General features: G+C 41.7%; 20 protein-coding genes. 13 read left to right on the forward strand and 7 right to left on the reverse strand.

Features of this window, described 5'->3' with window-relative positions; genetic code table 11:
- On the forward strand, positions 1-255 hold a 255-nt coding region (locus BO222_RS04240), incomplete at its 5' end, for a transposase (RefSeq protein WP_075818653.1).
- A gap of 193 nt (positions 256-448) precedes the next feature.
- On the opposite strand, the gene mgtE (BO222_RS04245) is transcribed toward BO222_RS04240, so the two are convergent.
- Together mgtE (BO222_RS04245) and mgtE (BO222_RS04250) are read right to left on the reverse strand one after the other, a co-directional pair.
- Entirely contained in the window at positions 449-1,903 is a 1,455-nt protein-coding gene (gene mgtE, locus BO222_RS04245; RefSeq protein ID WP_083647668.1) for a magnesium transporter, read from the reverse strand.
- A gap of 113 nt (positions 1,904-2,016) precedes the next feature.
- On the reverse strand, positions 2,017-3,447 hold the full coding sequence (gene mgtE / locus BO222_RS04250) for a magnesium transporter (RefSeq protein WP_083647669.1): 1,431 nt from the start codon (positions 3,445-3,447) through the stop codon (positions 2,017-2,019).
- Between the two features lie 500 nt (positions 3,448-3,947).
- Between mgtE (BO222_RS04250) and rlmD the strand changes: the two genes are divergently transcribed.
- Positions 3,948-5,231, forward strand: a complete 1,284-nt coding sequence (gene rlmD, locus BO222_RS04255; RefSeq protein WP_075818655.1) for a 23S rRNA (uracil(1939)-C(5))-methyltransferase RlmD — start codon at positions 3,948-3,950, stop codon at positions 5,229-5,231.
- A 219-nt stretch (positions 5,232-5,450) separates the two neighbouring features.
- Here the strand turns inward: rlmD and BO222_RS04260 are convergent, their stop codons facing one another.
- The 5 genes from BO222_RS04260 to BO222_RS04280 are packed head-to-tail and all read right to left on the reverse strand — an operon-like array spanning position 5,451 to position 14,514.
- Positions 5,451-8,501 (reverse strand): type III restriction-modification system endonuclease, encoded by a 3,051-nt coding sequence (locus tag BO222_RS04260; RefSeq protein WP_075818658.1) that lies wholly within the window; start codon positions 8,499-8,501, stop codon positions 5,451-5,453.
- A gap of 9 nt (positions 8,502-8,510) precedes the next feature.
- The gene (locus tag BO222_RS04265) at positions 8,511-10,397 is read right to left on the reverse strand and encodes a site-specific DNA-methyltransferase (protein WP_075818660.1); all 1,887 of its coding nucleotides are present in this window, start codon (positions 10,395-10,397) and stop codon (positions 8,511-8,513) included.
- An 11-nt stretch (positions 10,398-10,408) separates the two neighbouring features.
- On the reverse strand, positions 10,409-11,062 hold the full coding sequence (locus BO222_RS04270; RefSeq protein ID WP_075818662.1) for a DUF4391 domain-containing protein: 654 nt from the start codon (positions 11,060-11,062) through the stop codon (positions 10,409-10,411).
- Positions 11,032-14,313, reverse strand: coding sequence for a helicase-related protein (locus tag BO222_RS04275; protein ID WP_075818664.1), 3,282 nt, complete (start codon positions 14,311-14,313; stop codon positions 11,032-11,034). The genes BO222_RS04270 and BO222_RS04275 overlap by 31 nt, the downstream gene beginning before the upstream one ends.
- A 21-nt stretch (positions 14,314-14,334) precedes the next feature.
- Positions 14,335-14,514: a MerR family transcriptional regulator gene (locus BO222_RS04280; protein WP_075818666.1), complete on the reverse strand. Its 180-nt coding sequence runs from the start codon at positions 14,512-14,514 to the stop codon at positions 14,335-14,337.
- Between the two features lie 198 nt (positions 14,515-14,712).
- Between BO222_RS04280 and BO222_RS04285 the strand changes: the two genes are divergently transcribed.
- The 11 genes from BO222_RS04285 to BO222_RS04335 all read left to right on the forward strand — a co-directional run bounded on the left by BO222_RS04285 (position 14,713) and on the right by BO222_RS04335 (position 26,413).
- Positions 14,713-16,173 (forward strand): HamA C-terminal domain-containing protein, encoded by a 1,461-nt coding sequence (locus tag BO222_RS04285; RefSeq protein WP_075818668.1) that lies wholly within the window; start codon positions 14,713-14,715, stop codon positions 16,171-16,173.
- A gap of 12 nt (positions 16,174-16,185) precedes the next feature.
- Positions 16,186-18,813 (forward strand): DEAD/DEAH box helicase, encoded by a 2,628-nt coding sequence (locus BO222_RS04290; RefSeq protein WP_075818670.1) that lies wholly within the window; start codon positions 16,186-16,188, stop codon positions 18,811-18,813.
- A gap of 597 nt (positions 18,814-19,410) precedes the next feature.
- Positions 19,411-19,986 (forward strand): hypothetical protein, encoded by a 576-nt coding sequence (locus BO222_RS04295; RefSeq protein WP_075818672.1) that lies wholly within the window; start codon positions 19,411-19,413, stop codon positions 19,984-19,986.
- A gap of 1 nt (position 19,987) precedes the next feature.
- A complete protein-coding gene (locus BO222_RS04300) occupies positions 19,988-20,788 on the forward strand; it encodes a phage antirepressor (protein ID WP_075818675.1) in 801 nt (266 codons plus the stop codon).
- Positions 20,788-21,171: a DUF4406 domain-containing protein gene (locus tag BO222_RS04305; protein WP_233131204.1), complete on the forward strand. Its 384-nt coding sequence runs from the start codon at positions 20,788-20,790 to the stop codon at positions 21,169-21,171. The genes BO222_RS04300 and BO222_RS04305 overlap by 1 nt, the downstream gene beginning before the upstream one ends.
- Positions 21,164-23,413: a phage/plasmid primase, P4 family gene (locus tag BO222_RS04310; protein WP_075818677.1), complete on the forward strand. Its 2,250-nt coding sequence runs from the start codon at positions 21,164-21,166 to the stop codon at positions 23,411-23,413. The genes BO222_RS04305 and BO222_RS04310 overlap by 8 nt, the downstream gene beginning before the upstream one ends.
- Before the next feature lie 136 nt (positions 23,414-23,549).
- Complete coding sequence (locus tag BO222_RS04315; RefSeq protein ID WP_075818679.1) at positions 23,550-23,831, forward strand: PDDEXK family nuclease; 282 nt, start codon at positions 23,550-23,552, stop codon at positions 23,829-23,831.
- Positions 23,812-25,161 carry a DEAD/DEAH box helicase gene (locus BO222_RS04320; RefSeq protein ID WP_075818681.1) on the forward strand — a complete coding sequence of 450 codons (1,350 nt, stop codon included), beginning with the start codon at positions 23,812-23,814 and terminating at the stop codon, positions 25,159-25,161. Before BO222_RS04315 ends, BO222_RS04320 begins: the two co-directional genes overlap by 20 nt.
- Complete coding sequence (locus tag BO222_RS04325) at positions 25,158-25,613, forward strand: DUF1492 domain-containing protein (protein WP_075818683.1); 456 nt, start codon at positions 25,158-25,160, stop codon at positions 25,611-25,613. The genes BO222_RS04320 and BO222_RS04325 overlap by 4 nt, the downstream gene beginning before the upstream one ends.
- 84 nt (positions 25,614-25,697) lie before the next feature.
- Positions 25,698-26,078, forward strand: a complete 381-nt coding sequence (locus tag BO222_RS04330) for an HNH endonuclease (protein WP_075818685.1) — start codon at positions 25,698-25,700, stop codon at positions 26,076-26,078.
- Between the two features lie 152 nt (positions 26,079-26,230).
- Entirely contained in the window at positions 26,231-26,413 is a 183-nt protein-coding gene (locus BO222_RS04335) for a DUF4177 domain-containing protein (RefSeq protein WP_158024554.1), read from the forward strand.

Here is a 26,413-nt window from a genome sequence, read left to right on the forward strand (position 1 = left end):
CGGGAGAACATGTCTTCAGATGCAGGACATGAGATTATGGTCAGCCTGACCTTTCAGGCTGAAGGAACCTTCGGAGATCTTAAAGAAAACTACAGATACAGCCGATTGAGACGCCGGGGACTGGAAAACGTAAAATTTGAGGTGCTTATTGTGGCCATGGGACACAATATCAGAAAATTAAACAACAGAAATCGGATGAGTTGCCCAGAACTCGAACGTTATGGAAAATTAAAGGAGCAGAAAAGCGAAATCTGAAAAAGATTATAAACAGTCTTTTTGAGTTTTGGCTCTTTTCAGTGCGTTCGAAAATTGACTTGAGCGGAAAAACACATCATAAAACAGGATTGAATCAGATAAAAAGCATAGAAAAAGGGGCTGTAAATCTCGCTGATGAAAAATCAGTCGAAATTTAACAGCCCCTTTTACATGGTCAAATCTTTGTATATGATCAAATATGGAGCATATTGATAAGAAAAATCCAGGCTAAACCATAATAAGTAACTACTCCGACTAGGTCATTCACAGTAGTAATTAATGGACCACTGGCAACCGCTGGATCAACTCCCACCTTTTTAAACAAAAGAGGAATGGTTGTACCTGTGATTGAAGAAATCAGCATGGCCAGCCATAAGGCCACGCCAATACATCCTGAGATCGCATAAGCATCAAACCAGCCATAGCCTTTTGCCAGATGAATATAGAGTCCAAGGAATATAAAGGAGACCAGACCGGTAATTAATCCATTGGTAAAGCCGACTTTGGCTTCCTTGAATATCAGATACGTTTTCTGTTTGGAAGTTAAGGAATCATCCATTAATACCCGAATGGTGACACCCAAAGACTGAGTCCCGGCATTACCGGCCATACCCAGGATCAGGGCCTGAAAAGCCATGACGATGGTCAGCTGAGCGACGACACCTTCAAACATGGATACAACACTGCTGACGACAAGGCCCAGGAACAGAAGAACAATCAGCCAGGGCAGACGTTTTTTCAAAGAATCAAACAGGGTTTCTTCAAGATCTTCTTCTGAAGAAAGACCAGCCAATCTCGCATAGTCTTCACCCATTTCTTCATCTAAAACTTCAAGTAAATCCTGAGCTGTGATAATTCCTAAAAGCATATTGTCGTTATTCAGAATTGGGATGGAGTCCTCATTATAGTCTTTCAGTTCTTCAACGACGCGGTCGATGGGTTCAGTCGCATACAGATAAGGATAGGAAGTGGTAATAATATCTTCAAGATCGGTATCAGGTCTTGCGATGATCAGATCTTTTAAAGTGATAGCTCCATAATACATGCCGTTTTCATCCTGAACATAAATTGTTGAGATGTTGTCATTTTCAGGAGCCTGATCAAGAAGATGACGCATCGCTTGTTTTACAGAAATTCCGCGGGGGACTTCGATGTAGTTGGTAGTCATCTTTGAACCAATTTCTTCATCATCATAAGAGAAGATAGTTGAAATGTTCTTTCGAACTTCTGGTTCAAGCAGTTCGAGAATGATATCCCGCTTTTCCTTATCGATCTCACGAAGCAAATCAGCCGCCTTATCCGGTTCCATCTCGTTGATAATCGAGATGACTTTTTTGATATTCATTTCGTTGAGATAACGAGCCTGATCTTCTTCATCAAGGTATTCGAGAATTTCAGTCAGCCGTTCCGTATCGAGCATTCGATACAGTTTTTCGCGCTCGAAATTCGTCAGCTTTTCAAACGTATCCGCAATATCATAGGCGTGGAAATCATCAAGCTTATTTCGTAAAACCTTTGGAGCGGTTATGGTTTTAATAATCTCGATGATCTGCTGCTCATAATCTGGTTTTTCGGGAGCACTTTCAGATTCACCCGGATTGGGATTTTTACTTCGATCACGGAGGATTTCGTCCTGGTTTTCAGCCATAAGGATTCTCCTTTCTTCTTTTAAATAATTTCATTACATACATAACAAGTATATGCATGATAAAGATGAATATCTAAAACTTTCATCTGAATTCATAATCTGGTCTCAGTTTATTAAATATGAAGAATCTGAATCAGGATCAACCAGCAAAGGGAATAGTAGGTGACCACTCCAATCAGATCATTGAGGGTCGTAATCAATGGTCCGCTGGCAGCTGCAGGATCTATGTGCAGGGCCTGAAAGAAGATTGGAATTCCTGTTCCGGTAAAGGATGAGATGACCATACTGATAATCATCGAAAGTGAGATGCATCCAGCAATGGAAAACGATGCCATCCATTCAAATCCATCGGCATAATGGATGAAAAAGGCACATATGAGCCCGCTTGCCAACCCCAGGATAATTCCGTTGACAAAACCCGTTCTGACTTCTTTAAAGACCAGATTTAACCGATCTTTTGTGGTTAAATCAGGATCAGCCAGAACTCGAATCGTAACAGAAAGGGATTGAGTTCCAACATTACCTGCCATATCGAGGATTAAGGACTGAAAAGCCATCAGGATGGTTAAGGAAGCTACAACCGTTTCAAACATGGATACAACGGCAGAAACCCCTAAGGCAAGTCCTAACAGCAGACAAAGCCATGGGAGTCGTTTTTTTACTGATTCAAACAGAGTTTCTTCCAGATCTTCTTCAGCACTGACCGCGGCAAAACGCATATAGTCTTCACCGCTTTCGCGGTCGAAAACTTTCAACAGATCCTGCGAAGTGACAATACCAAGCAGTCTGTTTTCATTGTTCAGCACAGGAATTGAATCTTCTGAATACTCTTTCAGATCATCAAGGACACTCTCTACTGGTTCGGTTGCATAAACAAAGGGAAAATTTGTTTCAGCCAGTTCTTCTAAATTATCATTGAGCCTGGCCCCAAACAGATCAGCAATTCGGATGACTCCATAATACTGATCAGAAGCATCCTTTAAATAAATAATTGAAATATTATCATTATCTTTTGCCTGCAGGCGAAGCTGACGCATTGCATCGGCAATTGAAAGATCTTTCGAAATTTCGATAAAATCCGTTGTCATATCCGATCCGATTAGGTCATCGGAGTATGAGATGATCAGATTTAATTCTCTGCGCCGCTCCGGTTCAAGCAGTTCGATAATGATGTCTTTTTTTGTTTTGGAAATCAGTCTTAACAGAGAAGCAGCTGCAGAAGGTTCCATCTCATTTAATAATGCGATGGCCTTGCGAATATGTACTTCGTTAAGACACTCGACCTGTTCTTTCTCATCAAGATATTCAAAAATATTAGCCAGGCGGGCAGTATCGAGTAATTTGTACAGTTTTTCGCGTTCAAAGGGTTCTAAGTCAAATAATGCATCTGCAATGGAAGAGGCGTGAAACTGCAGCAGTTCATCACGGAGAACCTTGGGTGAGGCGGCTGATCGAATGATCGATAATATTTTGCGATCATAGTCAGGATGGACTTTCTGAATGACATCCACCTTGTTTTCCGGATGAAGGATATTTTTTATCATAGCATCACCAATCAGGCTGCCTTCGAGAATCCTGGATCAATGGAATTCAGTACTATCCAAAAATATCAGGGGGTTAGTAAAAAAAAACTGTATCAAAGTGACTTCAGAATAAGAAATAATGCTTACCACTGACTTGTGCTTGAGGATGGTTCTTGATCCAGGGATTTATTAATGATTTTAAGAGGCGGCCTGCCTTTCTTCTGTTTAATTTCTCCGGACCGCTATCGTCATTATTCAGCATCAGACCACCTCCAATCGTTATTCATGAATTATTATAAATCCTTATTACTGAATTTCTTTGGCGGTTACAGGAAGTCATGCCAATTTAGTGATTCCAAAGAAGTGAAAAGAAGCAGAATAGGAGAGCAGTGATTGCAGTTGAAAAGGAATTCGATTTGGCGGATGTTCAGAGTGTGATTTTATATGGAAAAAGTCCTGCTTTGAGTTCTGATTATGAGGATGAAATCTGCAGAACGGTATAATGGAAAAGAACAGTGGAAATGAGGTTTTTTATGAAATGTCCTAAAGCGAAACTGTGCGGAGGCTGTCCTCTGATTTCAGTTCCATATAAACAACAGGCTCAGAAGAAACAAAAACAGGTTGAAGAACTTGTAAAAAAATCAGGATTAAAGATTACAGTCAATCCAGTGGTTATGGCCAAGGAACCTTTTGGCTATCGAAACAAAGTGATTGTCGGTTTTGCAAAAGACAGGGAGAAGAAAGTTTATTCCGGACTTTATGCTCCAAAAAGTCACCGGGTAATTAACACTTCCGGCTGTGCCATGCAGCCAGCCATTGTAAACAGAATTATTGATGCAATCACTCGGATGGTTGGATCGATGAAGATTCAGATCTATAACCCAAAAACGGGAACTGGCTTGCTTCGTCATGTCCTGATTCGATATGGCAAGGAAACTGATCAGGTAATGGTTGTCTTTGTCACAGCTGAAAAGAATTTTCCATCCCGAAAAAATCTGGTGAATGCTCTGAGAACAGAGTTTCCGCAGATTACAACGATTTTGCAGAACATTAACCCAAGAGATACATCGATCGTCTTACAGGATGAAACGCTGCTTCTTTATGGCAAAGGTATGATCGAAGACCAGCTGGGTCCAATCAAAATTGCCTTCTCGCCCAGTGCTTTTTATCAGATCAATCATGATCAGTGCCTGGTACTCTATGAGATGGCTAAGCAGAGTCTGGGCCTGACAAAAACAGAAGCTGTACTTGATACCTATTGCGGGGTTGGCAGCATTGGCCTGTTTATGGCGGATGCCTGCAAACGGGTCGTTGGGGTTGAAATCAACAAGGACGCCATCGTCAACGCCAGATATAATGCTCAGCTTAACCATATAGACAATATTCGCTTTGTCGCCGAAGATTCGACAAAATTCATGGTTGATGCGGCGAAGCGGCACAATTATTATGATGTGATCATTCTCGATCCGCCTCGCGCTGGAACCACCCCTGCGTTTATTGAAAGTGCCTGTGCCCTTAAACCAAAGAAAATTCTGTATATTTCCTGTGATCCAACGACACAGATTCGGGATTTACTGATATTTAGAAAACATGGTTATGTAACTCATCAGCTTTCATTAGTGGATATGTTTCCAAACACTGAACACGTCGAGAGTATATGTCTGCTGACTCCTTCCAAGAATGCGTCTAAGAAATTTGAGAAAAAAGGACCATCAAAGGGTGCTCAGAAGCCGAAAAAGGACCTGAATCCTTATGAAAAAGCCCTTCTTGAGCTTAAGCAGTCCAAAAAGAACAAGAAACGCTAAAAGCAAAGAACACCCGGGAATTCTAAGATTCCCGGGTGCATTTGTTTTAGAGATACAGTCCTTGTTCCCACTTGTGGGAAGGTTGACCTGACAAAATTGCGAAAAGGGCAGGGTCGAGTAGACAACTTTACTATTTTGGCTGGGTCGACCTGACAAAAATGCTATATGGGCAGGTTGAGTTGACAAGACTGTTAACAGGCGCTTGACTTGACAAGATTGCTACTTCATTACTTTCTGGATCAAATCATCATAACTGGAGACAACATCATACTTCACATTCTCAGAACTGATGGCCTTGAAATGCTGACGGGCACAGTCGATCTTAGCCTGCTCAGTTGGAGTGATGTGGTTAAGATTCAATGAATCCAGGGATCCTTTGGTCTCAGCAACAAAGTAGATGTGTTTGACGTTCCCTTCATAAAACGCAATCGCCCAGTCCGGATTGTATTTTCCAACAGGCGTAGAGATGAAGAAGCCGTCCGGCAGTTTGACGTAAACAGAAACTTCGTCACTGGTATCCAGCTCTTTAGCGAACTTCTCTTCATTGGTCGAATCATAACGGACATGGTCAAACAGATGTTTGTTCGCTTTCATTGCATTGACACCCAGCTTTCCTCGAATGGAAGCATCGGTGAAAATATCCGTGCCGTATTCATCATCCAGAACATCGTAGGTAATGTGCTGAATGATGGCTGTAGCTTTTTCATCATTGATGATATTTGAAGTCCGAATGATGAACTCTTCAGGATTGTCTTTAAACTGGTTGAATGTATCTTCCCGGATTCCTTTCAGAATACGGACAATTGTCTTTCTGGTCAGTCCTGTATTTTCCACCAGTTTGCCGATCAGGTCATATTTCACATGAGAACCAGCAGAAGGAGCGGAGACCATCGTTTTTGAGGTCTTGACAGTCATTGCATTTCCGCTTTCAAGATCTTCTTTCGACTTGATTGCATCCATCATTCCTGTTCGAACCTGGTAATAGATTTTCGGGACCCGCAGTTTGTTGTCGAGGCTGCGGATGCTGTTGGCAATCAGTTCTTCTGTATCAAAATCGACAACATAAACCGATTTCCTGTTGATCTGATTCCAGAGATTTCTGAATTCTTTTGCGTTCAGCTTCTCCTGATCAACCTTGAGTTCGACGTTATTTCCACGGGCGTCTTCTGGCTGAAGGACACGTGGGTCGTAAACAGAGTCAAGAATATCGAGAATAGAAGCAGAGTTCTGAATGACTTCTTCCGGAAACTGAACAGTCCCGTTAGCCTTGTCTTCATAGTACTTATCGGTTAAAGCACCTCTTCTGACATAGCCATTTTCGATCAGACTTTCGTAAATCGTTAATGCCATATCATCATCGATGCTGGACTCGTTTCCATCTATATCCTTGATTGTTTTTCCAGTGAAGAGAGACTTCTCAATCTTAACCGGTCTTTCCGCAATCGCTTCAGCCATTTCCGTCTGAAGGCCTTTGGCAAAGCTGTCGTAGCTCTCACTGGCAATGACCGTCAGCAGGTTTACGTTATGAACGTCTGCGCCCAGAACAGTTGAATCCATTCGATCCCCATTTTGATTCACGCAAAGGCGCAGGCCTCGTCCCACTTCCTGGCGTTTCCGGACTTCAGAATTGCTTTGCTTCAAGGTACAGATCTGGAAAACGTTTGGATTATCCCAGCCTTCTCGAAGTGCGGAATGAGAAAAGATAAACCGTACAGGTGAGCGCTTTGGATCCCGGTCAAGAAGCAGCTCTTTGTTTTTCATGATCAGATCGTAGGCATCAATATCGTCCGATCCGCCTTCAGCTTTTTTGACCTTTGAGTCGATCATTTTTCCTTTTTTGTCAATGGAGAAATAACCGGCATGCGTGTCATGAGCCGTGATGGACTTCAAATATTGGGAATACTCATCTTCCGGATTGTTTTTCAAATATTCATCGACAATCGACTGATATTCCTGCTCGAACATCTCCGCATACAGACCGTTTTTCTGATCGCCAGCTGCATCATATTGACGGTATTTATCCACTTCGTCGATGAAGAACAAAGACAGAACCTTGATACCTTTGTAGAAAAGATCCCGTTCGCGTTCCAGGTGAGACAGAATTGTTTCCCGGATCTGGATCCTCCGGAGCTGATCTTCACTGACATCGCCGATCACATCCCCGGCATAGATTTTCGTTCCATTTACAAACTCAATGGAATTGTCACGTCCATCAATGCGGCTGATGGTAAATCCCTTCCTGTATTCTTCCAGACCACCGGAATGCTCATAGAGGTTAAAGCCTTCAGAAACAATCCGGGTTGTTTTCCGAACAGAGTTTTTTCCTTTGGCTTCAAATTCTATGGTTGCCGTTGGTGCCGACTTGGAAAGATTGATTCCTTCTAAATAGACATACCCTTCCGAAGCAGAACTGGATTTCTGTTCAATGCCTTTTACAGCGATCTTTTTGACCAGATTCTTGTTATAGGCGTCCATGGCATCCAGGCGATAGACCATGTTGTAAATGCTGTCGGCTTTATGTGTCGCTGAGTAGCGAAGCGTCATCAAAGGATTGAACTTTTTCAGATTCTCCTTCGTTTTCTTACCTTCAACGGACTGCGGTTCATCGATGATGACGATTGGATTGGTTTTCGCAATGACATCAATCGGCTTTCTGGACTGGAATTCATCGAGTTCCATATAGATCCGGCGGGCATCTTTACCGGTCGCATTGAAAGCTTGCGAGTTGATGATCATCACGTTGATATTGGAATCCGAAGCGAACTGGTTGATCTCGGCCAGCTGGGATGAATTGTAGATGAAGAAGTGGATCTTCTTTCCATACTCTTCTGCAAAGTGATCCTGGGTCACTTCAAAGGATTTGTAGACCCCCTCACGAATGGCGATGCTGGGAACCACAATGATGAACTTGCTCCATCCGTAGAGCTTGTTGAGCTCGTAGATGGTCTTGATGTAGGTGTAGGTTTTTCCGACACCTGTTTCCATTTCAATCGTCAGATTGAACGTTCCTTCCAACTTGTCAGAAGGTTTGATCAGGTTGCTTCTTTGAATGTTTCGGATGTTATTGAGGATTTTCTCATTTGTAAGACCGGGAACAATCTTATGGTTTTTGAAGCCAGTGAAGTCGTCTGCAAATAAGGAGATCTGCCGATTTCCCCGTCCCTGATCGATCATATAGGTGGAAGTCTCATAAGGCTGACCAGCAAAAACATCAGTTACAGCTTTTGCGGCATCTGCCTGAAATTTCTGGTGCTTGAATTTAAGTTTCATGCCAGACCCCTAGATGACCTTGACTTGCGTCACTGGCTTATTGTTTTCGTCCACAGAAAGCACCTTAAAGATTTCAGATACGTTAATTTTTGAGGGGCTATCTTGAAAACTAGAATCTCTAAAAACAGCACGAAGCGGCTTCCGCTTTGCGATTTCCTTGATGACTGAATCAGAAATGTTTTCATCAAAGCAAGCAATCAAGTCTCCATCGTTGTAGTTGTGAACAGTAAACCCATCAATTTCCTCAGAAGTATAAGGCAGAGAAAGTGGCAATCCCCAATCAAGAAGGCAGCCAAACAAAAGATCCAAAGAAGTGCGGTCTTCCTTGATGTTGGATTCAAGATGATCAAGAAATCCCTGGTTGTAGTCATCGGGCGCATAGTAGACATCATTCATGTTTGAACTGTCAACTTTGAAAACGCGGAAACCCGGAGCTTTGGATTCAAATAGTGTATCTTCTTTGTAGATTTTATTTTCGGCTTTTTTGATTCGATCTATCCCAATATCACAAATCGTTCGATATCCAGCTTCATAGGCTTTGCTTTTGGGATCAATCGGTTCTGGTATCTGAACAAGTACGTATTGAATGTGCTTGTCACTTTCATAATTCACTTCCATTACCGCCTGCGCTATGGAAGCAGATCCAGAGAAGAAATCCAGCACAATCGAATCTTCTTTCAAATTAGCAAGCGTTAGTAAGCGTTTCAGAAGTCTAACAGGTTTTGGTCCGTCAAAATAGCCTCCGCCAAGGAGCGCGGAAACTTCTTTAGCACCTTCCTGGCTGTGTCCTACATCCTTGTAAAACATAATCGAGGTAGGAGCCATTCCATCGAACTTCAGTTCTGAGAGAAACCGTTTCATGCTCGGAACAGAGTCGCCATTCACACCAAACCAGATACGGTTATCCTGGAGTCTCTCCAAAAATTTATTTTTGGAGAGCCTCCAGCAGCGTCCTGCTGGAGGCTCTACCACCCTGCCGGAAGGCAGGGTGATAGGATAATCAGATGCAGCAGAGTATGTTTTTACAGACAGATCGCTAGATTTCCACGGTCCTCTAGGATCATTATCCGGATTTGAATAGCGTGCATTAGCCTCTTCTGTTCTTGGAAGTCGTCCTATTTTGAATACATCCAAATTTTTCGCATACATTAGTATGTAGTCATGGCTATTCGAAACGTGCTTTGCATCGTTTTTTGGAGCATAGGCTCTTTCCCAGATAAGTTGCGCAACAAAGTTGTGTTCTCCAAACACCTCATCGCAGATTTTCCGAAGGTTTTCCTGTTCGTTGTCATCGATGCTGATGAAAATCACGCCATCTTCTGTAAGAAGATTTCTTGACAGATGCAGCCTAGGATAAATCATGGAACACCAGTTCGAATGAAAGCGACCGTTGGTTTCTAAATTACGGATAAGTTGGACTCCATCATCTGATCTCACGTTATTCATTTCTTCAAATTCTGATTTTGAGGATTCAAAGGTATCTCTATATATAAAATCATTACCAGTGTTATATGGGGGATCAATATAGATCATTTTCACTTTTCCAAGATAGCTTTCCTGGAGAAGCTTTAAAACTTCGAGATTGTCTCCTTCGATGTACAGGTTTTCAGTGGTATCCCAGCTTTTACTTTCTTCTTTACAGGGTCTGAGTGTTTTTCGAATTGGGGAATTCGCTTCAATGATTGCTTCCTTTTTCCCAGGCCAGGTAAATTCATAGACTTCTTTGCCTTCTGTTACGGAATCAGAAAGCATCTGTTTTAACATGTCAAAGTTGATCAGTTTCTTGAGCTGACCGTTTTCATCTTTCCCTTCAGTTATACAATTTGGAAACAGTTCCGCTATCTTCTCGATGTTCTGGTCGGTAAGATTGGGAGTTTCCATCTTCATTTTTTCCATGGTTTATCCTCTTATAGTTTTTCGTATTCTTTTTTCAGTTTCTTCAATTTGCCATTAAGCTCGACCTGTTTATTGAATTGCTTTTCTTTTCTGACTTGAGCCTGGAGTTTTGCAATTTTCTTTTCCAGGTCTTTTTTCTTTTTGGACCTTTCGATCGAGTCCTTCAGATTGCTGCTGGTTTGACTGTCATCCTTCTCAATCGCATCTTTGGCAATCTGTCTGACTAAACCTTCATACAGCTCTCTCATTGTCAGACCGTTGATAGTCAGCTTCAGGTCATCTTCGTTCTGCCAGTCGGTATGGTAGTAGAGATCTGTCTTATAGCTGCCGTTTGCGCTCTTTTCTTTGTAAGGTATCCAGATTTGGTATTTTCCTTCGTACTCAAGAACGTAAAGAATGTGATAGGGAATCGACTTGTCAATCGTTCTTAGAATGGCTTCGTTGATTGTATTGGAGTTTAGCTGAATCTCAAATACTTCAAGTTCTTCAATTCCTTCGCTTGGCTGAAGGTTGATTGTTGCAGGTGAAAGTTTGTTTTTCCAGGTGATTTTCCTGATCTGGTCGACAAAGGCTCGCTTAATGGCAGGTGATAATTGGGCATTGTCGTAAAACTTCTGCTTTGGAATTCTTCGATTCAGTTCTGTTGATTTTGGAAATCCCGGCATGTTTTGGTGCCTTTCTTTACGACGAAGAAACATATCAGCTCAAAATCTTCCAGACCAGAAATATCGGACATTAAAGCCGTCGTTCCGCCCAATGTAAACAGGCTGTCCAAATCGCTTTCCTCCTTGGAGTTGATAATTGATGAAATCGCAAGATCCAGAAGCTCGGAAGCTTCGCTCATATCCTTGCCGTCTCTGGTTTCTTTATTGAAGCGGCTACAGAGTTCTTTAATAGGTTCAGTTTTGCCTTTACTTAGTTTTCTAATAGTATCCAGCATTGTTTTTGGGTTCAGGTAATCACAGACAATTTCACCATCAATTCCGACATAGACCATGTAGAAGGGGTGAATTCGATTCTGGTGATCCACATTCACTTCTTCGTTAATATTTTTCAGGACAAAGATAATACCTTCTGGATCATCTTTATCCGCAGGAACGATCGTGTGAAGGCCATGCGGAAGTTTATCGATATCCTTGTGGGTCTTGCTGTAGTCGATAAGATCCATCCGGAAATCATTCAGTCCAAGATCCATGATGGAAATCCCATCTGACATATCTTCAATATCGACGACTTCGCTCTGCAGCTTTTTCAGCTGCTGTTTTCTGTATTCCAGGTCTCCTTTTTCTTCCGGACTAATGAGATTGTCATCGCCTGTAGCAGTCAGGATGGTCGCTTTCATTCGCGTTTCAACCCGAGCTTTCAGATTGATATATTTGTCCAGATCCATGTTTGGCCAGAAGTTGACCAGCTGGATCTTTTCGTTTTTACTTCCTATACGATCGATACGACCAAATCGCTGGATAATCCGAACCGGATTCCAGTGAATATCGTAGTTGATCAGATAGTCGCAATCCTGGAGGTTCTGACCTTCAGAAATGCAGTCTGTCGCAATCAGAATATCAATGTTTTCTTTCACATCTGGAAGGAGCATGTCCTTTCCTTTTGAAATAGGGGAGAAGCAGGTCAGAATCTCATTCAGGTCAGGATGGAATTTTTTGTTCTTAATAGTTGAACGTCCTTCTTTGGTTCCGGTTACGATTGCTGTATGAAGCCCATATTTTTCCAGCATATATTTGCTGACATGCTCATAGAGGTAGTCTGCTGTATCAGCAAAGGCTGTGAAAATAATGACTTTCTTGTTACCAGGGTTGATCGGATAGTTGATTTTATGATCGAGAAGCTGTTTGAGTTCCTGGAGTTTTGTGTCGTGACGGTACGTAATATCCTCTATCATCGATTCCAGCAACTTCAGGTTTTCAGCATCGGCCTCCAATTCTTCTTTCCAGGATTTCCAGTCCATATCGGCTAAATCAATCTTGACTTTGTTGCCGACAGTGAAAAGAACCGAGTTTTCATCATCCAGATCTAAATCTGAGAAATCTCCAAACTCCTGAGTGAATAGACCCTTTCCGGATTTTTCAAACTGATTGATCATCTCGATTGTGCTGTCAATTTGCTTTTTTACCCTTTGCAGCGTCAGCCTGAACGAGTGGACAGAACTTTCTAGACGTTTGAGAAGATTTACTCGCATCAGCTTCATCTGGCCACGCTGTCGTCCAGAAATGCTCAGTCCTTTTTCCTTTCGGTTGTCATATTCTTCGTATTTATAGAGTTTGCTGTCCTGGATAAAATCGAATGGGGTATAGATGCTCAAATAGAGTTCGTTCAGAATGTCATTGATGTCTTCGAACGTTATAGCGGAAGGGAGGTCTGTCAGATCAGATCTTTCCGTTATCGGTTTAAGACGATTCGGGAATTTTCCAATTTTAGCTGTGTCATAGTATTTTTCGATATGCTTTCTGGATCGGGCAATCGTTACACTGTCCAGTACTTCAAAGAAGTCAAAATCAAGTGTTTTCAATAAAGCTTCTGTCGTTCTTTTTTCAGCCGGAAGATTGCTCCAGGCATTAAAAGCGGTCTGTGCCTGTCTGAAGATTTCGTCGATGGATTTTCTGGTTCCCAACTTGTCATCAATCAATGCAGCATCTCCCTCATAGGCAAGGGCAAGCTGATTCTTCAGATCATTGAACTTATTGTTGACTGGGGTGGCAGAAAGCATAAGCACTTTTGTTTTTACACCTGCACGAATGATTCGGTTCATCAGGCGCTGATAACGGTTTTCTTTTCCATCTTCGGTGGCTGTAGAATTTCCATTTCTAAAATTATGGGATTCATCAATAACTACAAGATCATAGTTGCCCCAGTTGAGGTTTGCTAAGTTCAGACCATTCGAGTAGCCTCGCTCCCTGGAAAGATCAGTATGAAAAAGAACATCATAGCGAAGCCTGTCATCTGCTAATGGGTTGTTTTTGTAGTTGCCTTTATAGGTGTTCCAGTTTTCTGAAAGCTTTTTTGGGCATAAAACAAGCACTGATTTGTTCCGGTTTTCGTAATACTTGATGACTGATAAGGCAGTGAATGTTTTACCCAGACCAACGCTGTCGGCTAGGATACAACCATTGTATTTTTCTAATTTGTTGATAATTGCAATTGCGGCATCTTTCTGAAAATCATAGAGCAGGTTCCAAACCTTGCTCTGCTTATATCCGGTGGCTTCGTTTGGAAAGGTGTCTTCGGATATATCAGAAAGAAATTCATGGAAGATATTGTATAGAGCCATAAAATAAATAGACTCTGGAGAATTTTCCTTATATACGGTTGAGATGCTGTCAATGACCATATCAGTCACGTCCTGCAGCATCTCATTGTTGTTCCATACAGACTCAAAACCGTCTAAAAGCTGTTTTGCAACCTGATCTTCGGTTTGGATGATCGGATTCAGAAAGCTGTTTCCTTTTTCCAGCCCTAAACCTACAGTTGTAAATTCTTGAATTGGATTGTATGCGATTTCTTTATTGTCAGATTGAATGCCAATCATACCTTGAATACTGCTATTTGTCGTATTGGTCTTGAATGTAGCCTTTGTCTTTATCCACTTCGCGCATTCTTGTGCAATTGCTTTCTGAGTTAATTCATTACGGAGCTTTATCTCGAAATCAGTACCATACAAGCTTGATTCGCGTTTCGCTTTGGGGATATAGAATTCGCGCTGTTCTTTCTCCTGTTTCTCTTTATTAAAGGTTGGAGACGTAAAAAGGAAGCAAAATTCAGCTGTGTTATCCAGTTCTTTTTTAAGAGCCTGGTAGGCATAAATTGAAAAGCAAGCCGCAGCAACTGAAACTTTATCCTTACTTTGAATATTGGCTTTTAAGTCATCCTGAAGAAGCACGCTAATGTTATCGATTATTTTCATTACAAAGTCTCATTTCCCCCTTTAAAGATTTGACTTTTTTACTCGATTCTTAGTCGGTTTTTCAGCATTGTCTGGAATAAGCCAGATTCGACTGATTTGAATAGCACCAGGAATCCGGTCAGATTTACATAAAATTTGTACTTGTCTGGGCGTAATATTCCACTTTTTCGCTGCTTCATTAGGAGTGATAAAGCCCTGCATCTGCGATCCTCATCTTTCTTTATGTTCATATTTTATTCGCTTGATCGAAATACGTAAATAATTTTCGGTCAAACGAAATTCTTTTAGGTTAAAATGAAGTGTATCTATAGAAAACGGTTATGGAAATTCACTTCTATGAAAATATATAATTAATCGCAAAAATTCGAAGATTGCCTGTTTAGAGGGAGGTGATAGCAGATGCTTCGGTTATGTTTAGCTACTATGATCAACCTTATCTTTCAGGCAAAGGTAAGTGGAACAACTGTTGAGAAAATTTGTGATGCTATATTCTCGGTCTACGGGCTTAATTTTCAGGATTGTGGTAGTACAAAAGACCATTTAAAAAATGGCCACGATGATGCAACACGAGATTTGAAAAATGCTGCTAATCCTATTAATACCCCCCTGAAAGTCACAAAAGCAAATTTCATTAAATACATTTGCCCTTTAATTCGTCCAGAGTACCAAGAAGCATTAATTAAAAGTATTCAGGAAATACTAAGAGCGGATGAGACAATCGACGATGAAGCGATCGTAGGCTATGGAAAGGGATATGAGAAAAGATCTCTAATAAACAAGAATACATTTTGCTTTTCTGAGACAATGGTGTCTGTTTTGACTTATGCCATTGTCAATAAAAGAAGTACAGACTGCCAGGATGCAGTTAAGCTCATTAGTAAGAATAAGAACTTTTTGAATGAAGTTAAAAATAATGGTCGAAAAATCTATCTCGAAGAAAAAGCTTTACTTTTAGGATTGCCAATAAAGGCTACTCTTCATGATCCTGACTTCGATAAAGCATTTATCAAACGGCATGAAGAAGTACTAGATACTACAAATCCAACCAGAGTATCTGTTTTCACAGTGGGAATGGGTAACAAACAATTCAAGTTTAAAAATGCAACTGAATTTATAATGGATAATCTTAGCTCTTATGTGATGTCTAGAGAGGTACTTAATCATCCAGAGAAACAAAAGAATCCTGCAAGATTGGGAATTGACGCTCTACGAAAACTCACGAAAGAAGCCAATCTGAGAAAGGATGAAGCTCTGGGAGATATTTTTCTCTATATTTTTTTAGAGCAAGTTCTGGGAGCTCCTAAAATAATGAGCAAATTAGAGCTTAATAGTGTGCCCGGGGAAAGTCATACAGATGGAATGCATCTAATGCAGTTAAAGAAAGAAGGATTACCTTTTAAACAGATTATTTTTGGTGCAGCCAAAATAGTGAACAGTTTAAATGATGCAATTAATAGCGTCTTCGATAAGGTAGTTAGAATTGAAAATCAATCAGATGACGAATTACAAATTCTTGATTACTCGATTGGATCCCGTTTATTTTCTCAAGAAGATTCTGAAGCAATTAGAGAATTTTTAATCCCACAAAAACAAACAGGGTTAGAGCCAGAAAGAGCGTATGCCTGTTTCATCGGGTACACTCTACAACTCGATCCTAGTGGAATGAGCAACGCACAATATATTGAAAAAGTTGTGGAGCAAACTAAGTCAGATATGAATATGGCGGTTAAGTTTATTAAAGAAAGAATTATCAAACTGGATTTGTCAGATTATGATTTTTATTTTTACTTTGTTCCTTTTAATAATGCTAACGACGAAAGAATCAGTATTATCAACGAAATTACTGCATCAGATAATTAAGGGAGGTTAATCATGCACACTCCTAGAGAAGAATATTTATCAGAAGCTATTAGCAGAGATCTAGAAACAAGTGATTATCTCAAAGAAATATTCAATGATTTACTTTATAACTATTCATTAAAATTGTTTCATATTAATACTTTAGAAAAAGAATTTAATATAAAACACGGTCTCAGATTTGCGGATTTATTATCAAAATCGTTATTACCCTCACTATCAGCAAAGCATAAATCTTGGGCTCAAGAAATTATTATTTTGCTTAATTTGCTTCACCCAGATGATCCAAATGTCAAATACTATTTAGGAAATATACTCTCCACGTTAGGTAACTTTAGAGGATTACAAACTGAAGTTGCAAAAGGTTTTCAAAGCTTAGACCCACTAGATAGCATTTATTTTGATTACGATAAACAGAATCATCAAATCCCAGGTGTAGAGAATGCGTATTTTTTTCATGATCAGAAGTTGGTTTATGATGGCCTTCAACGGAAATACTTTTCTTATTCAGGGCCTACCTCAATGGGAAAATCCTTTGTGGTTCAGACGTACATTGAAAATGAAATACGTATGGGTGAGAAACGAAATTTCGCAATTCTTGTTCCTACAAAAGCGTTGATTAATGAAATTAAGAGTAACTTAATTTCTTCATTAAAGGAAAAGCTTCAGGAATCAAATTATAAGATAGTCACTTCGGCAGAAGATATAGCTCTTAAAACGATGCATAATTTTATATTTGTTATGACTCCTGAACGCTTCTTGTACCTTTTATTATCTAAAAATAACGCCAATATAGATTTTCTTTTTATAGATGAAGCTCACAAAATATCTGAACGTGGCGGCCGAAGTACCTACTATTATAAGATTTTATCTATTCTGGCAGAACGTGACCAAAAGCCAAATATCGTTTTTGCCTCTCCAAATATTCCAAACCCAGAAGTCTATCTAAAGTTGATTCCAAAAAAAGACATAATTTCATCTGCTAAGGAAAACTATGGAATAGATAGACTATCAACTGAATATAGTCCTGTTTGCCAATTTAAGTTTTTGATTGACTTAATGGATCATACAGTTGCTTACTATGACGAATATTCAAAAACAAGTACGATAGTCAATTCGAATTTGAACAATTTATCTTTCAATGAAATTCTTTCTAAGCTAGGGGCAGCTAAACAGAACCTGGTTTACTGTAGTGCTAAGAATAAAGTTCTTCAAATGGCGGAACAGTATTCTAAAGATCTCCCATATCTAAATAATGAGGAACTAGATTCTCTCTCGAACGATATAGCAAATAGTGTGCATAAAGACTGTTATTTAGCTGATTTTGTTAAAAAAGGCGTTGCCTACCATGTCGGTTATTTACCTTCAACCATCCGGTTGCGCATAGAAAGATGCTTCGAAAAAGGAATATTAAAAACTATCTTTTGCACGAGTACTCTTATTGAGGGAATTAATCTTCCAGCAGATAACTTGTTTATTACCAGCTATAAAAACGGGCGATCTAATCTAGCAGAAGTTGAATTTAGAAATCTAATTGGTAGGGTTGGAAGGATCAAGTATGGTTTATTTGGTAACGTCTTCTTAGTCCGAAATGATGAAGCAACGAATAATGAAAAGTATCTAGAATTGTTAGAAACAAAAATTCCTAATCAACAAGTATCAATAGATTTAAAGCCAAACCAAAAGCTTCTGAATAGCATTGTAGAAGATTTAATGAGAGGCGATATCGAATTGTCAAAGACGCAGAAAAAAGCAAATGATAAAGAATTTGATGCGGCAAGGAAATTCTCCCTGATATTAATACGTGATATTGCTGTCGATCGACAATCGCCTACGATGCAAGCCTTTATTGAAGCAGGGGCCTTAAGTGAAGAACGCAAAAATGATATAAAAGAAAAATTTCCAGAGATTAAAACGGGCGATGATATAACGATTTCATTTGATCAACAGAACAACCTAAAAAAAGCCATTCAATCAGGATTGAAATATCCTGAAATTGATAGTGATGGAAAAGTAGACTATCAAAAAGTCGTCGTGTTTCTTGAAAAATTGAGCAACATTTTCAAGTGGAACATATATGAAAGATCGACTTTGGGTAAGGTTGGAAAGGATGGGTCTAATAGAGTACTAAGATGGTACGCGTTAATTTTAATCCGTTGGATTAGTGGCAACGGATTGAATACAATACTAGGACATATCCTTTCGTATAAATCAAAACATCCAGAAACTGGCGTATGGGTCGATGGAAATCCTATTGCAGATTTTTATAATGGAAGCATTGCTCATAGAAATTATGTAATGGCTAGCACGATGAGTGAAATTGAAGATGTTATTCTTTTTCGCTTATGCAACTATTTTAGAAAGTTTTCGTCTGAATACAAAGAAATAAACGGGGTAGATCATTTTGACAACGACTGGTATGAATTTATTGAATATGGAACTACCAATAAGGTCATGATTTACTTACAACAACTCGGTTTCTCCAGAGAGACGGCTCTCTACATAAAAAAAGGTGGAAAATATCATTTTTATGAATGGGAGGACGATATTGTTTTGGATAAAGACTTGTTAGAATCAACTAATATTGGAATAGCGACTGAAGCTAAGGATGTTAAATACAATTACCCAGATTTATTCCTTTAATCTATGAACGATGAGAAGTGTAAGGATGGCCTCTTGTTAATAAGACAAGAGGTCTTTTTTTATCCTTTCAGAAAAGCAAAATTAGTTTTCCCAGCTTTTTTCCCAGTCCTTCCCAGCTTTACTCCCATATTTTCCAATTCCCATCTTCGAGATAATGAGGCCACATAAAGCAAAGGAGGTGATTGTGATACCTCAGATGATCAAAAGAACATCCAACAGGGTTGCTTCTATTGCTGGTCGTATCTTGCAGGACAAAAAGTCCAGCAGATCGGCAAAGTCGGTCGCAGGCAGTGCATTGGCACAGGCAAAGCCTAAAGCAAATTCAAAAAAGAAACACTAGTGCCTCCAGCAGGACAGCGAAACGGTTTCACGAATCAACCTGTCCTGCTCCCCACTAGGGGAAATCAAAAACATAATCTCAAGCCTAATTACGTAATATGGCGAGAGGTACAAAATTGAGCTCTTTATCGCGCAAGCGGTACTGAGCGCAATCGAAGTACCTTTTTCGTCGTGCGCAACAGGCAGCAGAGTCGGTACTTCGAGTGTCGGCTCTTTTTTTGACCTCTCGTCCCTTACCCAGGCGGAAAGGAACGAGAAATGCTCGATTTAAAAATTCAAAACGAAGACAAAGAACAGGTAGTGAGACTGGATGCCAGTGAAGCAAACGGCTGGTTAAACATCTGGATGGAAGAGAACGAAAGTGAAGAACATTTCGGAACGCGGCTCCAGCAAGAGATTGAACTTCAAATCAATCGTCCCGACTACAACATCTGGCATCGAGAAACCAGACATCTAGGCTGCAGCAAAGCCAAACCGGATGAAAATGGCATCTATCCGGAAGAACCACTTATGAGTGAGCTTCGCGACCCGTCCATCTATATCAAAGAACAGTTGGACAGAGAGCAGCGGTGGGAATACGAAACCTGCTGTAAATGGTTCCGGGATAATTTCAAACCGGCCCAGGCAGACATGATGATTGCCATCATCCTTGATGACTGCTCCATTGAGGAATACGCGAGACGGATTGGGGACAATCCCAACAACGTCAGTCACCGATTTGTCAGAGCGAAAAAGAAATTGAAAAAAGTTTATGAGGAATGTCCTATTTCAGCTTCTCCCGTGGCTAACCAATGGGAGGGGCGCCACTCCCACAAACAGAAAGGTGGTAATTGAGATGCAATTACTGAAATTTGAAAATAACGAATTCGGTTCTATCAGAACCATCAGCATCGACAACCAGCCCTGGTTCGTCGGGAAAGACGTAGCGGAATGTCTGGGATATTCCAATCCGCGAAAAGCGATTATCGATCATGTAGATTTAGAAGACAAATGCGATGGGGTAACGATTCGTGACTCCATCGGTAGGGAACAGACTCCAATGCTGATCAGCGAATCCGGACTTTACTCACTGATCATGTCTAGCAAGCTTCCAAAAGCTAAAGAGTTCAAGCACTGGGTAACTTCCGAAGTTCTGCCATCCATCAGAAAGCATGGAGCCTATTTGACTCCAGATACTCTCGGTCAGGCAATTGCTGATCCAGATTTTGCAATCGGGCTTCTCTTTGCTCTTAAAGATGAGCAGACAAAGAACAAAGCTTTACAAGCTGATAACGATCGGATGAAACCCAAGGAAATCTTCAGTGATGCTGTTGCTACTAGCAAGACAAGCATCCTGATCGGTGACCTGGCTAAGCTGCTTAAGCAAAACGGTGTAGATACAGGACAGAAACGTCTGTTCGCATGGATGAGGGATAACGGATACCTGATCAAAAGAAAAGGCGCAGATTGGAATAGTCCGACCCAACGTTCGATGGAGATGGGATTGTTTGAAATCAAGGAAACAAGTATCAATCATCCTGATGGTTACGTGAAAATCGTCAAAACCACTAAGGTGACAGGCAAAGGTCAGATTTACTTCACGAATCTGTTCCTCGACCAGAACCGAATGAACCAGGAAATGGAGGTAACTGCCTAATGACTCACCAGTCTTATATGAACAAGAGAATGGCTGGCCAGGAAGATTGGCTGCCACTTACCTATATCTGTAGCCCGTACTCAGGCGATACTAGAACCAATGTTCATAAAGCAAAGCGGTACAGCCGCTTTGCAATGCTGGAAGATGTTATTCCGGTTACTCCGCATCTTCTGTATCCAAGGTTTATGGATGACAAGAATCCTGAAGAACATGAAAAGGCGATGCGCTTCAACTATGTCCTGCTTGGCAAGTGCGAAGAACTCTGGGTATTCGGAGGCGTGATCACCAGGGGTATGCAGGCTGAGATCAATCTGGCCAAAAAGCGGAACATGATGATCCGCTGGTTTAACAGCGAATGTGAGGAGGTTCCGGCTTATGCGTAGCTTTACCATATATACCGCGAACGTTACAGGCAGCAGTACAAACTGCCTGTATCCTCATGCGATGACAGTTGATTCCGAAGAAGCACTGATCGCGGCCACCTCGAAAGATCACGTGGCTGCCAGATATACGAATAATTACCGCAGCAGAGAGAACTTTGAATGCTCGGATGTCATTCCACTCGATTGCGACAACGATCACTCGGAAAATCCCGAAGACTGGATGACTCCCTACAAGCTTTCTCAGCTGATTCCGGGAGTCGGTTTTGCTGTTACCTTTTCCAAAAGCCATAACAAGCAGAAAGGGAATAAGTCGCCTAGACCGAGATTCCATGTATTTTTCCCGGTGGAGATGATCTGCGATGAGGAGAAATATACAAAGCTGAAGCAGCAGATTGCTTATGAGTTTCCGTTCTTTGATGCCAATGCCATGGATTCCGCTAGATTCCTCTTTGGCTTTGAGTCGGATGGAGTGATTTACCAAGGCGATCAAACGATTGTTGATTTTCTGGAAAATGATCCGTTTGCTGATTTGGACGCTCAGACGGAACAGATCGTTCAGGGACAGCGAAATGCCATCATGAGCCATATCGCTGGTCGTTTGATGAAGCGGTATGGAAATACAGAAGAGGCCCATAACATTTTTCTGGAGCAGGCGGAACGCTGCAATCCACCATTAGACGAAGAGGAACTGGATCATATCTGGAACAGCGCTGCCAAGTTTGGAAAAAAGGTAGCTGGCCAGAAAGGCTATATTCCACCGGAAGTATTCAACAGTGTCTGCGTTTTGAAACCAGCCGATTTTACCGATCTTGGTCAGGTAGAGATCCTGGTCAGTGAGTATGGTCGTAATCTGCGCTATTCGACGGCTACCGGTTTTCTTGTCTACAACGGTTCCTATTGGGAAGAAGACGATCCTGGCGCTCAGCGTCTGATCCAGGAATTGACGGATCGACAGCTGGAAGAGGCCCAGGCTGAAAAGCAGAAAGCCACTCTGGAATTGATCCAAAATGGAGCAATGGATCTGCTGGTGACTCAAGGAGCAAAAAAGGCAGCTCCGCTTTTCAACAAGAAGCAGAGGATCGCCTATGAACGTTTTCAGCAAGCAGATCTTTATGAAAAGTTCGTTTTGAAAAGACGGGACTCCAAATATATCAGTTCTGTCTTTAAGGAATGCAGGACAAAGATCACTGTCGATTCCAAGCTGCTAGACTCGCTGGAATTTCTCTTGAATACTCCCAGTCGCACTTATGATCTTCGACGCGGCTTGTCTTCTCCACTAGATCACAGCTCTGGCCATCTGATCTGTAAGCAGACCGCTGTTGACCCATCGAATGAAGGAACTGAAATCTGGAAAGAGGCATTGAATACCTTTTTCCAGCATGACCAGGAGCTTATTGACTACGTGCAAAAGATCGTAGGGTTGTCAGCAATTGGCAAGGTCTATGTTGAGGCTCTGATCATTGCTTATGGAGAAGGCCGAAACGGAAAATCCACTTTTTGGAATGTGATCTCAAGAGTCCTGGGCAGTTACAGCGGAAATATGTCGGCTGATGTTTTGACCATTGGATGGAGACGAAATGTGAAACCTGAAATGGCAGAAGCCAGAGGTAAACGCCTTCTGATTGCTGCTGAGTTGGAAGAAGGGATGCGGCTAAGTACATCTAATGTCAAACAGCTGTGCAGCACCGACGATATCTATGCGGAAAAGAAGTACAAGGATCCGTTTTCTTATACTCCAACACACACATTGGTGCTTTATACCAATCATCTGCCAAGGGTAGGATCGTTGGATAAAGGAACTTGGAGAAGGCTGATCGTGATCCCGTTTAATGCGGTTATTGACGGCAGTTCAGATATCAAAAACTATGCTGACTACCTGTATGAAAAAGCCGGTGGTGCCATCCTGTCCTGGATTATCGAAGGAGCCAGGAAGGTGATCGCCTGCGGATATAGAATCGAACCACCGACGAAGGTGGCCGATGCCATCCGAAATTACCGTGAGTCCAGCGATTGGTTCTCGGCTTTTCTAGAGGATTGCTGTGAGGTTGATCCATCCTATGTTGAGAAATCTGGACAGGTCTATGACGAATATCGGAATCATTCGATGAGAAGGAATGAGCACGTCCGAAATTGTGCTGATTTTTATCAGGCTTTGGATAGTGCCGGCTTTGAGCGTTTCAGGAATAAGAAGGGCCGTTACATCAGGGGATTAAGGCTGAAATCGGAGTTCGATTCCGAATAAAAGCCTATAGGGTGTCGTATTAGGACATGTCAATCCTTAACTTTCCTATAGGGGTTAAAAAATAAGCCTATATAGAGAAGTTAGAGAATCATACGTCCCGACACGACACCTCCTTTATTTAAAGGACTTCAAGAAAATGCTTGAAAAAGAGATTGAGCGAAAGCTCGTTAAAGAGGTCAGGAAAAAAGGCGGCCTATGTATCAAGTTTTCATCCCCTGGACTTGATGGTGTTCCTGATCGGATGGTATTGCTGCCGGATGGAATTCTGGCATTCATCGAACTCAAGGCCCCAGGCCAAAAACCAAGGAAGCAGCAAGTTCGAAGAATGCAGCAGTTTGAAAAACTGGGTTTTCGCTGCTTTGTCCTGGATAACATGGATGGGATTGGAGGAATGATCGATGCGATATGTTCCTCATGAATACCAGTCCTTTGCGACAAACTTCATTATTGACCATCCTTCCTCCGCTGTGTTTCTGGAATGCGGTCTTGGCAAAAGTGTGATCACTCTTTCTGCGATTGAGCAGCTGATGTTTGACTACTTCTCTGTAAATCGGGTTCTGGTCATCGCACCTCTACGAGTGGCCAGAAATACCTGGCCTGACGAAATTGGAAAGTGGGATCATTTGTCAGACCTTCGCTATTCGGTGGTCATTGGCACTGAAGCTGAAAGAAAAGCGGCTCTGGCCAGAAAAGCCGACATCTATCTGATCAACAGAGAAAATGTCGACTGGCTGATTACCAAAAGCGGCTATCGATTCGACTTTGATATGGTTGTCCTGGATGAGCTTTCTTCCTTTAAATCGGCAAAGGCTAAGCGGTTTAAAAGCCTGATGAAGGTCAGGCCAAGGATTAAACGAATTGTCGGCCTGACCGGAACTCCCGGAAACCTTATGGATTTATGGCCGGAATTCCGACTGCTGGATCAGGGACAGAGGCTTGGCAGATACATCGGAGCATACCGGACGCGATTCTTTGATCCGGATAAGAGAAACCAGCAGATGATCTTTTCCTACAAGCCAAAGCCTGGAGCAGAGAAAGATATCTATCAGCTGATCTCAGATATGACGATTTCCATGAAGAGTTTGGACTATCTGAAAATGCCTGATTGCGTAATAAATGAAGTAAAAGTCTCCCTCTCAGAGGATGAACGGGAAGTCTACGACGAAATGCGCAAAGAAATGGTTCTTGATTTGAATGGCGAAGAGATCGATGCGGTGAACGCTGCTGCCCTTTCCGGAAAGCTACTACAGATGGCCAATGGGGCCATTTACACAGAAGACAAAGAAACCGTCGTCATTCACGATCAGAAGCTGGAAGCTTTGGAAGAACTGATCGAGGAAGCTAACGGCAAACCGGTCCTGGTTGCTTATTGGTTTAAGCACGATCTGGAAAGAATCAAAAGTCGGATCAAGGCCCGAGAGATTAAAACGGACAAGGATATCCGCGATTGGAATGATGGGAAGATCCCTGTTGGTCTGATTCATCCTGCCAGTGCTGGCCATGGTTTGAACCTTCAGGCTGGTGGTTCAACGCTGATCTGGCTTGGTCTTACCTGGTCGCTGGAACTCTACCAGCAAACCAATGCCAGACTCTGGCGTCAGGGTCAGAAAGAAACGGTGGTCATCCACCACATCATTGCCAAAGACACAATCGATGAAGATGTGATGCGCTCTTTGAAACTCAAGGAGAAAACGCAGGATGGAATCATCGAAGCAGTCAAAGCCAGGATAGGAGGCGGTGATCATTGACTCCAAAAGAATTTCTGAATCAGCCTTTTGAGCTGAATAAGGAGATTGAGAGGAAGAAGCGGAAAGCTGCTGACTATCGGGAGATGATGGTAGTTGCGAAGTCTCCTGGATTTGAAGAGCACAACAACTCGAATCCATCAACAGAGTCCTCAGCGCTTCGTTACCTGAACAAAGCGATGGAGTTAGAAGACGAGGTGGTTGAAGATTATAAAGAGCTTGAAAAAGTAAAAAGGGAAGTGGATGAAGCGATAGAACAAGTCGAGGACTTTAAGCTTCAGAAGGTTCTTCGCTGCCGATATGTTTGCCTCATGTCGATAAGGCAGATGTCAGACTACCTTGGCTATTCTCCAAGATGGACTAAACGACTCAACAATCAGGCCGTTGAGGATTTTGAAAAAAGCCACCCCCAGGCCACCCCTAAGCCACTCCCTGTTCCGCTGTCAAGAGTGTAATATGTCACTAGTAGAAGTGAATCAAAACAGAGCCTTGCTGGAAATCGGCAGGGCTTTTCTTATGCCTGAAGGGAGGTGAACAAGATGCCAAGAAAACCAAAGCACCCCTGCAGCTATCCAGGCTGTCCTAATCTGACAGACGGCAGGTATTGCAGTGAACACGAGAAAGCTGAAAGCAGAAACGATTACAAGTACAGACGGAACAAGGATGTTCATAAACGCTACGGCAGAGCCTGGAAAAGGATCCGAGATAAATATGTAAAGACCCATCCAGTCTGCGAACTCTGCTATCAGAAAGGCATCATTGTTCCGGTGGATGAAGTCCATCACATCGTTCCGCTCTCGGAAGGTGGAACCCACGACCCTGACAACTTAATCTCCCTTTGCAAAAGCTGCCACGCGAAAATTCATGGTGCTAGAGGAGACTACCAGCATCACAAAACAATCTACGTGTATGAAAAATGATAAAAAATACCCCAGGGGCGGTAAAAATCTCTAGTAAAGGCTTGACAAATAACGGGGCCGGCCCTTCGCGCGCAAAAACGCGATTTCAAACGGGTTATAAGGGGCAGTCGCCCTCATAAATTTTTTATCTTTCAAAAAGGGAGATGATGAAAATGAAACAATATAAATTCAAAATGATTCGAACCAATCAGCCATACATGTCTATCCCGGATTTGGAACAGACGACAAATGAATTTTCAAAAGAAGGCTGGGAACTGAAATCGGTTCAGCATTTTGATGACATTCTGTCTTTCCTGCTCATTTTCGAGAGAGAAGTTCAAAAGGAGAAACCTTAA

The sequence above is a fragment of the Ileibacterium valens genome, from assembly GCF_001945525.1.
In the GTDB taxonomy this organism is placed as follows: domain Bacteria; phylum Bacillota_I; class Bacilli_A; order Erysipelotrichales; family Erysipelotrichaceae; genus Ileibacterium; species Ileibacterium valens.

Coding starts and splice junctions, on each gene's coding strand:
- BO222_RS04270 (WP_075818662.1), bottom strand. CDS start 11,062: ATGCCGGGATTTCCAAAATCAACAGAACTGAATCGAAGAATTCCAAAG.
- BO222_RS04295 (WP_075818672.1), top strand. CDS start 19,411: ATGCTCGATTTAAAAATTCAAAACGAAGACAAAGAACAGGTAGTGAGA.
- BO222_RS04275 (WP_075818664.1), bottom strand. CDS start 14,313: ATGAAAATAATCGATAACATTAGCGTGCTTCTTCAGGATGACTTAAAA.
- BO222_RS04335 (WP_158024554.1), top strand. CDS start 26,231: ATGAAACAATATAAATTCAAAATGATTCGAACCAATCAGCCATACATG.
- rlmD (WP_075818655.1), top strand. CDS start 3,948: ATGAGGTTTTTTATGAAATGTCCTAAAGCGAAACTGTGCGGAGGCTGT.
- BO222_RS04320 (WP_075818681.1), top strand. CDS start 23,812: ATGCGATATGTTCCTCATGAATACCAGTCCTTTGCGACAAACTTCATT.
- mgtE (WP_083647669.1), bottom strand. CDS start 3,447: ATGATAAAAAATATCCTTCATCCGGAAAACAAGGTGGATGTCATTCAG.
- BO222_RS04285 (WP_075818668.1), top strand. CDS start 14,713: ATGCTTCGGTTATGTTTAGCTACTATGATCAACCTTATCTTTCAGGCA.
- BO222_RS04290 (WP_075818670.1), top strand. CDS start 16,186: ATGCACACTCCTAGAGAAGAATATTTATCAGAAGCTATTAGCAGAGAT.
- BO222_RS04305 (WP_233131204.1), top strand. CDS start 20,788: ATGACTCACCAGTCTTATATGAACAAGAGAATGGCTGGCCAGGAAGAT.
- BO222_RS04265 (WP_075818660.1), bottom strand. CDS start 10,397: ATGGAAAAAATGAAGATGGAAACTCCCAATCTTACCGACCAGAACATC.
- BO222_RS04330 (WP_075818685.1), top strand. CDS start 25,698: ATGCCAAGAAAACCAAAGCACCCCTGCAGCTATCCAGGCTGTCCTAAT.
- BO222_RS04300 (WP_075818675.1), top strand. CDS start 19,988: ATGCAATTACTGAAATTTGAAAATAACGAATTCGGTTCTATCAGAACC.
- BO222_RS04315 (WP_075818679.1), top strand. CDS start 23,550: ATGCTTGAAAAAGAGATTGAGCGAAAGCTCGTTAAAGAGGTCAGGAAA.
- BO222_RS04280 (WP_075818666.1), bottom strand. CDS start 14,514: ATGCAGGGCTTTATCACTCCTAATGAAGCAGCGAAAAAGTGGAATATT.
- BO222_RS04310 (WP_075818677.1), top strand. CDS start 21,164: ATGCGTAGCTTTACCATATATACCGCGAACGTTACAGGCAGCAGTACA.
- mgtE (WP_083647668.1), bottom strand. CDS start 1,903: ATGGCTGAAAACCAGGACGAAATCCTCCGTGATCGAAGTAAAAATCCC.
- BO222_RS04260 (WP_075818658.1), bottom strand. CDS start 8,501: ATGAAACTTAAATTCAAGCACCAGAAATTTCAGGCAGATGCCGCAAAA.